At 67.6% G+C, this 12,479-nt stretch carries 9 protein-coding genes; 6 read left to right on the top strand and 3 right to left on the bottom strand.

Annotated elements, in window-relative coordinates; all coding sequences use genetic code 11:
* Positions 1-24: 24 nt before the first annotated feature.
* The gene (gene phnA, locus HWX08_RS17785) at positions 25-1,263 is read right to left on the bottom strand and encodes a phosphonoacetate hydrolase (RefSeq protein ID WP_174921897.1); all 1,239 of its coding nucleotides are present in this window, start codon (positions 1,261-1,263) and stop codon (positions 25-27) included.
* Between the two features lie 207 nt (positions 1,264-1,470).
* On the opposite strand from phnA, the gene HWX08_RS17780 reads away from it, so the two are divergent.
* The 5 genes from HWX08_RS17780 (at position 1,471) to HWX08_RS17760 (ending at position 8,127) form a co-directional block, all read left to right on the top strand.
* Positions 1,471-2,526, top strand: coding sequence for a putative 2-aminoethylphosphonate ABC transporter substrate-binding protein (locus HWX08_RS17780; protein WP_069257877.1), 1,056 nt, complete (start codon positions 1,471-1,473; stop codon positions 2,524-2,526).
* 97 nt (positions 2,527-2,623) lie between these two features.
* A complete protein-coding gene (locus tag HWX08_RS17775) occupies positions 2,624-3,715 on the top strand; it encodes a putative 2-aminoethylphosphonate ABC transporter ATP-binding protein (RefSeq protein ID WP_174921898.1) in 1,092 nt (363 codons plus the stop codon).
* Entirely contained in the window at positions 3,712-5,439 is a 1,728-nt protein-coding gene (locus HWX08_RS17770) for a putative 2-aminoethylphosphonate ABC transporter permease subunit (RefSeq protein WP_174921899.1), read from the top strand. The genes HWX08_RS17775 and HWX08_RS17770 overlap by 4 nt, the downstream gene beginning before the upstream one ends.
* Before the next feature lie 48 nt (positions 5,440-5,487).
* Positions 5,488-6,618: a 2-aminoethylphosphonate--pyruvate transaminase gene (locus HWX08_RS17765; RefSeq protein WP_174921900.1), complete on the top strand. Its 1,131-nt coding sequence runs from the start codon at positions 5,488-5,490 to the stop codon at positions 6,616-6,618.
* 120 nt (positions 6,619-6,738) lie between these two features.
* Entirely contained in the window at positions 6,739-8,127 is a 1,389-nt protein-coding gene (locus HWX08_RS17760; RefSeq protein WP_174921901.1) for an FAD-dependent oxidoreductase, read from the top strand.
* Between the two features lie 116 nt (positions 8,128-8,243).
* On the opposite strand, the gene HWX08_RS17755 is transcribed toward HWX08_RS17760, so the two are convergent.
* Both HWX08_RS17755 and HWX08_RS17750 read right to left on the bottom strand, forming a co-directional pair.
* Positions 8,244-8,969, bottom strand: a complete 726-nt coding sequence (locus tag HWX08_RS17755) for a phosphonate utilization associated transcriptional regulator (RefSeq protein WP_069257881.1) — start codon at positions 8,967-8,969, stop codon at positions 8,244-8,246.
* 161 nt (positions 8,970-9,130) lie between these two features.
* On the bottom strand, positions 9,131-11,302 hold the full coding sequence (locus HWX08_RS17750; RefSeq protein ID WP_174921902.1) for a phosphocholine-specific phospholipase C: 2,172 nt from the start codon (positions 11,300-11,302) through the stop codon (positions 9,131-9,133).
* Positions 11,303-11,532: 230 nt separating this feature from the next.
* On the opposite strand from HWX08_RS17750, the gene HWX08_RS17745 reads away from it, so the two are divergent.
* The gene (locus HWX08_RS17745) at positions 11,533-12,450 is read left to right on the top strand and encodes a LysR family transcriptional regulator (RefSeq protein WP_174921903.1); all 918 of its coding nucleotides are present in this window, start codon (positions 11,533-11,535) and stop codon (positions 12,448-12,450) included.
* Positions 12,451-12,479 lie beyond the last annotated feature (29 nt).

The following is a 12,479-nucleotide window of genomic DNA, read 5'->3' as shown; positions in this document are numbered from 1 at the left end:
TGTCCCCTCGAGGGTGCAACTGCATCACTGCAGATGGTTGAGCGCGATGTCGATGATGTCGAAGTTGCGCAGCCGCGCGCGGCCCGTGACGTCGCTCGCGACCGGCTTGCTGAAGATCAGCGGCACGATCTGCTCGGAGATTCCACCGTGCGAGCGCAGCGGCACGTCGAGGCCCGACAGGTCGTGCTTGATGCGGCGCGTGCCGAGCACGACGTCCTGCTTCGAGATCACGATCAGGTCGCCCATCCGCGCGGGCGGCAGCTCGAAGCGCGCGCAGCCCTCGGCGCCCGTCAGCACGACCTCGATGCCGTCGACCGCGGCGAGCCGTGCGCGCAACGCGTCGGCATCGGCCGTCGCCGGCACGTAGACGGTCGCGAACGAGCCGAGCGCGCCGTGATGCACGACGTACGGGTCGGTGATCGGCAGGATCACGCGCGCCGCGTCGTGGCCGAGCCATTCGTCGAACAGCTCCTGCAGGTAGATCACGTTCGGCTCGCCGGTTTCATCGTCGTGCTTCGCGTTCATCCCGTGGTCGGCCGTGATCGCGACGATCGCGCCGAGCTCGTCGAGACGCTGCAGGTACGTGTCCATCATCGCGTAGAACGCATTCGCGCCTTCCGTGCCGGGCGCGCACTTGTGCTGCACGTAGTCGGTGGTCGACAGGTACATCAGGTCGATCGGCCGCGTTTCGAGCAGCCGCACGCCGGCCGCGAACACGAATTCCGACAGGTCCGCGCTGTACACGCTCGGCACCGGCTTGCCGACCAGTTCAAGCACGTTGTCGATGCCGTTTTCCTCGATGCTCGCCTCGTCGGCCTTTTCCGACGAGAAGCAGATGCCCTTCAGCCCCTTGCCGAGCAGGCGGCGCAACTTGTCCTTCGCGGTGACGACCGCGACCTTCGCGCCCTGCTCCGCAAAGGTCGCGAGCACGGTGGGCGCGACCAGGTACTTCGGATCGTTCATCAGCACCTCGGCGCCGGTGTCGCGATCGTAGAAGTAGTTGCCGCTGATCCCGTGGACCGCCGGCGGCACGCCGGTCACGATCGACAGGTTGTTCGGGTTCGTGAAGCTCGGCACCACGCACTCGCCCTTGAGCGCCGTGCCCGGCTTCAGCAGCGTGCGCAGGAACGGCGCGACGCCGGCCTCGGCGGCTTCTTCCAGATATTCGTATGCGCAGCCGTCGACGCACACGACCACCACCGGCCGGCTCATCCAGTTGTAGCGGCGGCCGTTCACTTCCACGGATACAGGCGTTTCAGTCATGACGTTCATTCCTTTCAGGTCGAAGGGTAGAGCCGTCGGCGCCCGCGTCGCGCCGAAGGAGGTGTTTTCCATGCTTGACATTAAAATTGATGATTTGTAGATTGTCAACAACATGCAGAGAACAGAAAGCAAAACAACGTAGCAGCAAGAGGGCTGGTCTCCACTCATCCGCCGTGTGCCGCGGCGCCACAGTCAAGGGGTCTGAAGATGAACGAAGTGCCGGTAAACAAGCGTTTGAATGCATGGGCGGCGGGTGCCGTGCGCGTCGCGCTGGCCGCGGCGGTCGCGCTCGGCGCCGCGCAGGCGGCGCACGCGAAGACGTCGCTGCTCGTCTATACCGCGCTGGAAGACGAGGCGATGAAGCCCTACAAGGACGCGTTCGAGAAAGCGAACCCCGATATCGAGATCCGCTGGGTGCGCGACTCGACCGGCTCGGTCACCGCGAAGCTGCTCGCGGAGAAGAACAACCCGCGCGCGGACGTCGTGCTCGGCCTCGCCGCGTCGAGCCTCACGCTGCTCGACCTGCAGGGCATGCTGCTGCCGTACGCGCCGAAGGGCTTCGACCAGCTCACGCGCAAGTACAGCGATGCGAACACGCCGCCGCACTGGGTCGGCATGGACGTGTGGGGCGCGACGATCTGCTACAACCGCGTCGCCGCACAGGCGAAGGGCATTCCGAAACCGACGTCGTGGGAAGACCTGACGAAGCCCGTCTACAAAGGCGCGATCGTGATGCCGAGCCCGGTTTCGTCCGGCACCGGCTATCTCGACGTGACAGCATGGCTGCAGACCTTCGGCGACGACAAGGGCTGGAAATTCATGGACGCGCTCGACAAGAACGTGGCGCAGTACGTGCATTCGGGCTCGAAGCCCTGCACGCTCGCCGGCACCGGCGAATTCCCGATCGGCATCTCGTTCGAGTTCCGCGGCCACGAGTTGCAGTCGCAAGGCGCGCCGATCGATCTCGTGTTCCCGAAGGAAGGGCTCGGCTGGGACATGGAGGGCACGGCGATCATGAAGACGACGAAGCAGCCCGATGCCGCGAAGAAACTCGCCGACTTCATGGCGAGCAAGGACGCGAACCAGATCACCGCGCGCTGGTGGGCGATCGTCGCGTACCCGGGCGTCGCGCGCAAGCTCGCGGGCATTCCCGACAACTACGCGGACCTGCTCGTGAAGAACGACTTCGTATGGTCGGCGAAGAACCGCCAGTCGATTCTCGATACGTGGCAGAAGCGCTACGGCGCGAAAGCGCAGCAGTAATGCCGCGACCGGCAGCGGGGCCGCGCCGCGCGCCGCCCCGCGCCCCCCTTTTCTTCGTGGAATCCGGCCCCCGGGCCGCCCCAGCATGGAGGCGCGCATGGCACCTTATCTGAGCGTAGAACGCATCGAGAAGCGGTACAACGACACGCAGGTCCTCACCGACATCAACCTGAGCGTGATGAAGGGCGAAATGATCTGCTTCCTCGGGCCGTCCGGCTGCGGGAAGACCACGCTGCTGCGGATCATCGCGGGGCTCGAGACGCAGAACGCCGGCCACATCATGCAGGACGGCCGCGACATCTCGCGTCTGCCGCCGCAACTGCGCGACTACGGGATCGTGTTCCAGTCGTATGCGCTGTTCCCGAACCTCACCGTGTACGACAACGTCGCGTACGGGCTCGTGAACCGCAGGATGAAGCGCGACGCGATCCACGAGCGCGTGCACACGCTGCTCGCGCTCGTCGGCCTGCCCGACAGCCATCGCAAGCATCCGGGCCAGTTGTCCGGCGGCCAGCAGCAGCGCATCGCGCTCGCGCGCGCGCTCGCCACCTCTCCCGGTCTGCTGCTGCTCGACGAGCCGCTGTCGGCGCTCGATGCGCGCGTGCGCGTGCGGCTGCGCCAGGAAATCCGCGCGCTGCAGCAGCGGCTCGGCGTGACGACGATCATGGTCACGCACGACCAGGAAGAAGCGCTGTCGATGGCCGACCGCATCGTCGTGATGAACCACGGCGTGATCGAGCAGATCGGCACGCCGCTCGAAATCTACCGGCAGCCCGCGTCGCCGTTCGTCGCGGACTTCATCGGCCGCGTCAACACGATTCCCGCCGAAGTCGCGCAGGACGGCACGCTGCGCGCGGGCGCGGTCGGCCTCGACTGCCGCCACGACGCGACACGGCCTGCGCAGGGCGCGGCGGTATCGGTGTACGTGCGCCCCGAGGACCTGCGCATTCGCGTGCCGGGCGAGACGGCCGACAACGTGCTGGCCGGCCGTGTCGAAAAGCTCGAATTCCTCGGCGCGTTCTGCCGCGTGAGCTTCCGGATCGACGGGCTCGACGGCCAGGAAATCGTCGCCGACCTGTCGTATCACGACGTCGACCGCACCGGCGTGCAGGCCGGCGCGCGCATCGACCTCGCGCTCGATCGCGAGCATGTCCGCGTGTTCCCGAGCGCGAAGGAGCGACTGCAATGAGCACCGTCCTCACCGAGCGCCGCCGCGGCGCCTGCGCCCCCGCCGACGTGCGGCAGATCACGCACTGGCACGACCGCATCGCGCAGCTCGCGCTCGTCGCGATGGCCGCGCTGATGTCGACGTTCCTGCTGCTGCCGCTCGCGCTCGTCGTGCAGAAATGCTTCGTCGACGCGGACGGGCGTTTCGTCGGCGCGCACAACTTCGTCGAGTATCTCGAGGACAGCGGCGTGCTGCGCTCGATGCTGCATTCGCTGACGGTCGGCGCGCTCGTCACGTCGATCGTCGTGCCGATGGCGTTCACGTTCGCGTATGCGCTGACGCGCTCGTGCATGCCGCTGAAGAACGCGGCGCGCACGATCGCGCTGCTGCCGCTGCTCGCGCCCACGCTGCTGTCCGCGGTGTCGTTCATCTACTGGTTCGGCAACGCGGGGCTGCTCAAGCCGCTGCTGCACGGCCATTCGATCTACGGGCTGCCGGGCATCGTGCTGAGCATGGTGTACGCATCGTTCCCGCACGTGCTGATGATCCTCGTCACCGCGCTGTCGCTCGCCGACGGCCGGCTCTACGAGGCCGCCGACGCGATGGGCACGCGCCGCATCCGCAAGTTCTTCACGATCACGCTGCCCGGTGCGAAGTACGGGCTGATCAGCGCGACGATGGTCGCGTTCACGATGTGCATCAACGACTTCGGCGTGCCGGTCGTGATCGGCGGCTCGTACAACGTGCTGTCGACCGACATCTACAAGCTGATCATCGGGCTGCAGGACTTCAACCGCAGCGCGGTCGTGAGCCTGATGCTGCTGTGCCCCGCCCTCGTCGCGTTCGGCGTCGACTTCTTCGTCCGCCGTCGCCAGCAGTCGCAGCTCGGCGCGCGCTCGACGCCGTACCAGCCGAAGCCGTCGCGCGGCTTCGACGCCGCGATGCTCGCGTACTGCGCGCTCGTGTGCGCGTTCTTCGTCGCGGTGGTCGGCATCTCGGTGTTCGCATCGTTCGTGAAGTTCTGGCCGTACCAGATGAGCGTCGGGCTGCAGCACTACGAGATGGGGCTGATCGGCGCCGGCATCTTCGATGCGTACAAGAACAGCCTGCGGATGGCCGCGACCGTCGCGCTCGGCGGCACGATCGTCGTGTTCGGCGGTGCGTACCTGATCGAGAAGACCCGCGGCGCGCGCTGGCTGCGCGGCTTCATCGCGCTGTGCGCGATCCTGCCGATGGGCGTGCCGGGGCTCGTGCTCGGCATCAGCTACATCTTCCTGTTCAACGCGCCCGGCAATCCGCTAAACGGGCTGTACGGGTCGCTGTGGCTGCTCGCGATCGTCACGGTCGTCCACTACTACGCGTCGAGCCACCTCACCGCCGTCACCGCGCTCAGGCAGATCGACAGCGAGTTCGAGGCCGTGTCCGCCTCGCTGAAGGTGCCGTTCTACAAGACCTTCGTGCGCGTGACCGTGCCCGTGTGCCTGCCCGCGATCCTGCTGATCGCGCGCTACCTGTTCGTCAACGGGATGACGACAGTCTCTGCCGTCGCGTTCCTCTACTCGCCCGACACGCAGCCCGCATCGGTCGCGATCCTGAACCTCGACGACGCGGGCCAGATGGGTCCGGCCGCCGCGATGGCCACGCTCGTGCTCGCGACGTCGTCGTTCGCGTGCGTGCTGTTCGCGTGCATCTCGCACCGTCTGCTGCGCCGCACGCAGGCGTGGCGCCACCCGCATCGCCGTTGATTTTCCGACCGTATTCACGTGACGTCCCGACTTCATCGAGGAGACACCATGACGCTCGCCGCCCAGCCCATCCTGCTCACCCCCGGCCCCCTGACGACCTCCGACACCACGCGCGACGCGATGCTGCGCGACTGGGGATCGTGGGACAGCGACTTCAACGCGATCACCGCGCGGCTGCGCGAACGCCTGCTGCAGATCGTGCACGGCGCAGGCACGCACGAATGCGTGCCGCTGCAAGGCAGCGGCACGTTCTCGGTCGAAGCGGCGATCGGCACGCTCGTGCCGCGCGACGGCCACGTGCTCGTGCCGAACAACGGCGCGTACTGCGCGCGCCTCGCGAAGATCTGCCGCGTGCTCGGCCGCACGCTGACGACGATCGACTACAGCGAGGACCGCCGCGTCGAACCGGCCGACGTCGAGCGCGCGCTCGCGGCCGACCCGTCGATCACGCATGTCGCGCTTGTGCACTGCGAAACCGGCGCCGGCGTGCTGAACCCGCTGCACGACATCGCGCAGGTCGTCGCGCGGCACGGCCGCGCGCTGATCGTCGATGCGATGAGCTCGTTCGGCGCGATCGACATCGACGCGCGCACGACGCCGTTCGACGCGGTGATCGCGGCGTCCGGCAAATGCCTCGAAGGCGTGCCGGGCCTCGGCTTCGTGATCGCGAAGCGCAGCGCGCTCGAACGCTGCGAGGGCAACAGCCACTCGCTCGCGATGGACCTGTACGACCAGTGGGTCTACATGCAGCGCACGACGCAGTGGCGCTTCACGCCGCCGACGCACGTGGTCGCGGCGCTCGATGCGGCGGTTGCGCAATACATCGACGAAGGCGGGCTCGCCGCGCGCGGCGGCCGCTACCAGCGCAACTATCGCGCGCTGATCGACGGGATGCGCGCGCTCGGCTTCCGGCCGTTTCTCGATCCGGCGATCCAGGCGCCGATCATCGTCACGTTCCATGCGCCGGACGATCCGAACTACGACTTCAAGCGGTTCTACCAGGAAGTGAAGCAGCGCGGCTACATCCTGTATCCGGGCAAGCTGACCGAGGTCGACACGTTCCGCGTGGGCTGCATCGGCCACTTCGGCGAAGCCGGGATTCCCGGTGCGGTCGCAGCGATCGCCGATACGCTGAACGCGATGGGCGTGCGCCGCGTGTCGGCCGAAGCGGCCGCCTGACGTCACGCACGACGACATGACGTGACGTGACGTGACGTACCCCGCCGCATGCACGTTCGCATGCGGCGGCCCGTGTTGGCGGGCCGTGCGCGGCACGCCCCCTTTTCGACGAACTCTTCCATGCGACCCTTCTGGATCGAACACGCGTTGTTCAACGACGGCGATCTCGCCCCCGCGCTGCAAGGCGAGACGCGGGCCGACGTGTGCATCGTCGGCGGCGGCTTCACCGGGCTCTGGACCGCGATCCAGACGAAGCAGCAGAACCCCGCGCTCGACATCGCGATCGTCGAGGCCGACCTGTGCGGCGCCGGCGCGAGCGGCCGCAACGGCGGCTGCCTGCTCACGTGGTCCGCGAAATTTTTGACGCTGCGGCGGCTATTCGGCGAAGCCGAGGCGATCCGGCTCGTGAAGGCATCCGAAGCGGCCGTGCAGCACATCGCCGATTTCTGCCGCACGCACGACATCGATGCCGAGCTGCGGCTCGACGGCACGCTGTACACAGCGACGTCGCGCGCGCAGGTCGGCACGCTCGCGCCGGTGCTCGACGCGCTCGCCGCCTGCGGAATCCACAGCTACGAGCCGTTGCCGCCCGCCGAAGTCGCGCGCCGCTCGGGTTCCGCGCGCAATCTCGACGGCGTCTACTCGCCGATCGCCGCGACCGTGCACCCGGGCAAGCTCGTGCGCGGGCTGCGCCGCGTCGCGCTCGCGATGGGCATCCGGATCTACGAACGCACGCCGCTGCTCGACTTCACGCCCGGGCAGCCGGCCGTCGTGCGCACGCCGTCCGGCAGCGTGCGGGCGGGCAAGCTCGTGTTCGCGATCAATGCGTGGATGGCGAGCCGCTTCCCGCAGTTCGAACGCACGATCGCGGTCGTGTCGAGCGACATGGTCATCACCGAGAAATGCCCGGAGCTGCTGGAGCGGACCGGGCTCGTGGACGGCATATCGGTGCTCGATTCGCGGATCTTCGTCTACTACTACCGCACCACCGCCGACGGGCGGCTGATGCTCGGCAAGGGCGGCAACACGTTTTCGTGGCGCAGCCGCATCGCGCCGGTGTTCGACCGTCGCTCGCCATACGAGGCGCAGCTCACGCGGAGCCTGCGCGAATTCTTCCCGTCGCTTTCCGGTGTGCCGATCACGGCGAGCTGGAACGGGCCGTCGGACCGCTCGGTGACGGGCTTCCCGTTCTTCGGCCGCCTCGACGACGCGCCGAACGTGTTCTACGGCTTCGGCTATTCGGGCAACGGCGTCGGGCCGACGTATATGGGCGGGCAGATCCTGTCGTCGCTCGTGCTCGGCCTCGACAACGCGTGGACACGCAGCCCGATCGCGCGCGGCCCGCTCGGATCGTTCCCGCCGGAGCCGATCCGATATGTCGGTGCGCACGTGGTGCGGAACGCGATCCGCCGCAAGGAGCGCGCGGAGGACGAGAACCGGCAGCCGGCGATTGTCGATAGGTGGCTCGCGAAGTTTGCGAGTGCGGCGGGGAAGGCGGATAAGGCTTGAGGTGTGATGAGACGGACTGGATGTCGTCGAGACGGTTGTCGTGACGCTCGCTTCGGCGCAGCTATCTGCCCGGCGAACCAGTGTCGTCTATGTGCGGCGACAACGCACGCGGTGACTCACGCCCCCGCTTTCTCCCGCGCCGCCTTCCCCGCCACCGGCAGCCCCTGCTCGTGCGTGCGGCGCATCCGCGCGAGGCCGTGTGCGACGTGCTCGCGCACGAGCGCGACGGCCTTTTCCTCGTCGCCGGCCGCGAGCGCCTGCACGATCTTGTCGTGCTCGGCCGCCGACACCGCGATCGCATCCTCCTCGGCCTCGATCGCCGCCTGGCGCAGCAGCCCGAGCTGGCGCACGAGCCGGCGATAGGTATCAGTGAGATGCGTATTGCCGACGCCGACCACCATCGCGTCGTGAAACTGCACGTTCAGCTCGGTATAGCGCGTGACGTCGTGCGTCTTCGCGGCGTCCTTCATCGACTGGATGATGCCCTTCAGCACTTTCAGCGTGTCGGGCGAGATGCGCTTCGCGAGCGCGCGCGCGACCGACTCGTCGAGCATCGCGCGCACTTCGTAGATCTCCTCGGCCTCGCGCAGCGGCACGACGCGCACGGTCACGCCGCGGTTCTTCTCGTTGCGCAGCAGCCCGGCCTGCTCGAGCGCGCGGAATGCCTCGCGCACCGGGCCGCGCGACACGTTCAGCTTCGTCGCGATATCGACTTCGTTGAGCTTCTCGCCGGGCGCGTACTCGCCTGACACGATCGCCCGCTCGAGCATGTCCTGGACGATCATCGCGAGCGACTGGCTTTGCAGGAGTTCGATGGCGGTGAGTGCGTTCGGGGCGGTCATGGTCGGGCAGGCAGCGCAGCTGCGGTGAAAACGAGGGCGCCATATCGGCGAATGATCGTTGTATACCCTCGCCCGACCAGATTGTCAACAGTTTTCAGTTTCCAAAGTTCAATCGCGCGGCCGGCGCGCACACGCCGGACCGCGCGATCTCGGCCTCCTCGTCAGGCCGTCTGCTTCACCGGCCCCGGATCGCTTTGGCTCGGCCGGCCGGTCTCGACGTGGCCGGCGAAGCGGCGCACGACCTTGTCGTCGTCGCCGCGCAGCGTCGTCGCGGTAATCGTCAGATCGTACCAGCCGTGACTCGACGACAGCTCGAAGTGCCCCTCGACGCGCTCGCCCGGCTCCAGCGTGTAGGTGCGCGCAGGCGCATGGCTGTATGCGTTGTCGACCGTCACGCGGCACGTCGCGCGCCCGCTGTTGCGCAGTTGCAGATACACGTGGCGGTTGCGCACGTCGTAACCGATCTTCGCCTCCGGGTTCGCGTGGCGGCCGTCCACGGCGAGCCGCGTGTTGCCCTGGAACTCGCACAGATAGCCGTTCGGGCCGTATGCCGCGAGATGGTAGTCGCCGCGCGCGGCCGACGTGTTCCACGTGTCGACGAAGCGGTCGTGCGCGGACACCGCGTAGCGGCGCGGCGGCGTCGCCGGGTTGCGGCGGTCGTACACGTAGAACGCCGCGCCGGCGTCGCCGGTGTTCGCGAAGTCGAGCGACACGGTGTCGTCGTGCCCGCTCACGCGGCTGTGCACGAACAGCTCGTACGGCAGCGCACGCGCGGGCCGCGTGCCGGGCTCCTGCACGGGCATCGACTGCTGCGCGGGCACCTGGTACGCGTGGCCGGCGGTGGCGATGTGCTGCGGCACCGTGAAGCTCACCGTGCGCGTATCGGGGCGCGCGGAGAAGTCGAACGCGGACGTCAGGTCGCCGCAGATCGACCGGCGCCATGCGCTGATGTTCGGCTCCTTCACGCCGAAACGCGCTTCGAGGAAACGCAGCACCGACGTATGGTCGAACGTCTCCGAGCAGACCCAGCCGCCCTTCGTCCACGGCGAAATGATGATCAGCGGCACGCGCGGCCCGAGGCCGATCGGCTGGATGCCGCCCGGGTCCGCGCCCGGCACGAGCGGGCTCATTTCGCCCGGGTACTTGTTCAGGTCGAGCAGCTCGTCGCCGAGATTCGACAGCAGGTTCGACGACACGATGCCCTGGCCGCCCACGCCGCTCGTGACCGGCGGCACCGGCGGCACCACGTGGTCGAACAGCCCGTCGTTCTCGTCGTAGTTGAGGATGAACACCGTCTTCGCCCAGACCTCCGGGTTCGACGTCAGCGCCTCGAGCACCATGTTGATGTAGAACGCGCCGTCGGTCGGCGACGCCTGCGGGTGCTCGCTGTACTTGTACGGCGCCACGATCCACGACACCTGCGGCAGCCGGTTCGCCTGCACGTCGGCCTTCAGTTCGGCGAGCGTGTGATCCGACGCGCCCTTGTCGACCAGCGGGCCGCTGGCGCCTTCCTTCACCTGGAAGCGCTTGAAGAACATCAGCGAGTTGTCGGTGTAGTTGTCGGTCGGATCGCCCGGGATGCCGGTGCCGCCCTGGTACACCTTCCAGCTGATCTTCGCGTTCTCGAGGCGTTCCGCATAGGTCGTCCACGTGTAGCCGTTCACGTCGTCGCGCTCGCCGATGCCCGGGCCGTTCGGCGGGTTGCCGTAGATGTTGCGCGAGTCGACCGTGCCGGTCCACAGGTAGATGCGGTTCGGCGCCGTGTCGGCGTGCGCGGAACAGAAGTACGAATCGCAGATCGTGAACGCGTCGGCCAGCGCGTAGTGGTACGTGAGGTCCTGGCGCTTCAGGTAGCCCATCGTCAGCACGTCCTGCTTCTGGTTCACCCACTGGTCCCACTGGCCGTTGTTCCAGGACAGGTGGCCGCTGCTCCAGCCGTGGTTGGTGCCCGGCTGGAATTCGGTCGTCTGCTTCGGATCGAGGTAGAACGGCAGCACGTACGGCGCCGACGGATCGAGGCCGCGCGAATGGTAGTTCTTCGTGAACACCGACGCCGGCGGCTGCTGCCACACCGGCGCGCCGCTCGGCAGCAGGTGCGGGCGCGGGTCGTTGAAGCCGCGCACGCCGCGCAACCCGCCAAAGTAATGGTCGAACGAACGGTTTTCCTGCATGAAGATCACGACGTGTTCGACGTCGCGGATCGTGCCCGTGCGATAGGCGGCCGGCATCGCCAGCGCATTGCGGATCGCGGGCGGGAAGCCCGCGTAGGCGGCCATCGCGCCGGCCGACTGCGCGGCGAGGCGCAGGAAATCGCGTCGATTGTTCGAGGACATGAAGAGAACCCTGTTGTCGGTAGAAGTGGGGGCGCCGGTCGAGCGGGGCCGGCGGTGATGCGTTGCCCGTTATTACCCCGCACCGGCATGTCCCGGCCGTGACCGGTTACCGCAGGTTTCTTTGGGTGACCCACAGGAATTTTTTCGAAGCGGCGCACGACGCGCCTTTCATCCGGCGGTCATACGCGTGCGCTACGCTGACGCGCGATACAGAGGGGAGAAGCCGAGTCGTGTTCGATCAGCTGAAGGCGTTCCACGCGACCGTCCGGCAGGGCAGCATCACGCGCGCCGCGCGCCACCTGGGCGTGAGCCAGCCGACGATCGCCGCGCAGATCCGGCAGGTCGAGCAGGTGTACGGCGTCGAGCTGTTCTACCGCAGCGGCCGCAAGCTCGAGGTGACCGACACGGGCATCGAGCTGCTGCCGCTCGTCGAGAAGATGATCGCGCTCGAAGCGCAGGCCGACATCATGCTGCGCAATGTCGGCGGGCTGTTCGAAGGCCACCTGCGGATCGGCGCGACGGGCCCGTACTACATCATGGATGCGGTCGGCCGCTTCTCGAGTGCGCATCCGTCGATCGCGCTCACGTGCCGGATCGGCAACTCCGAGGAAATCCTGCAGGCGCTGCAGGAGTTCCGCATCGATCTCGCGGTGTCGTCGCAGCGCAATGATGCCGACGGCCTCGAACGCAAGGTGATCTCGACCGATCCGCTCGTGCTGGTCGTGCATCGCTCGCATCCGCTCGCGCGTTTCGACGCGATCGAGCCGGCGCAGCTCGCCGACGTACGGCTGCTGATTCGCGAGGAAGGCTCGGTCACGCGCCGCTGCACGGAGACGATTCTCGAAACCGCGGGCGTTTCGGCCGTATCGGTCGCCGAAATCGGCAGCCGCGAAGCGATTCGCGAGGCGATCCTGCATGGCGTGGGCGGCAGCCTCTTTCCGCTCGGCGAGGCCGAGCGGCATCCAGACCTGCGCGTGATCGTGCTGCGCGGCGTCGATACGACGATAGACGAATACGTGTACTACCTGAAGGCGCGCCGCCAGAGTCCCGCGATCGACGCGTTTCTCGCGTGCATCCTGCCGGACGGCAGCGACACCGCCGGTGCCGATGAAGCCGGCCCCACGGCACGGCGGGCGAACGCGCGCTGAACTGCCGCGCGTTCGCCGGTTCCGTGCGT

The organism is Burkholderia metallica (genome assembly GCF_902832845.1).
Taxonomy (GTDB): Bacteria; Pseudomonadota; Gammaproteobacteria; order Burkholderiales; family Burkholderiaceae; genus Burkholderia; species Burkholderia metallica.
This window is presented reverse-complemented; position numbering and strand designations above follow the sequence as displayed.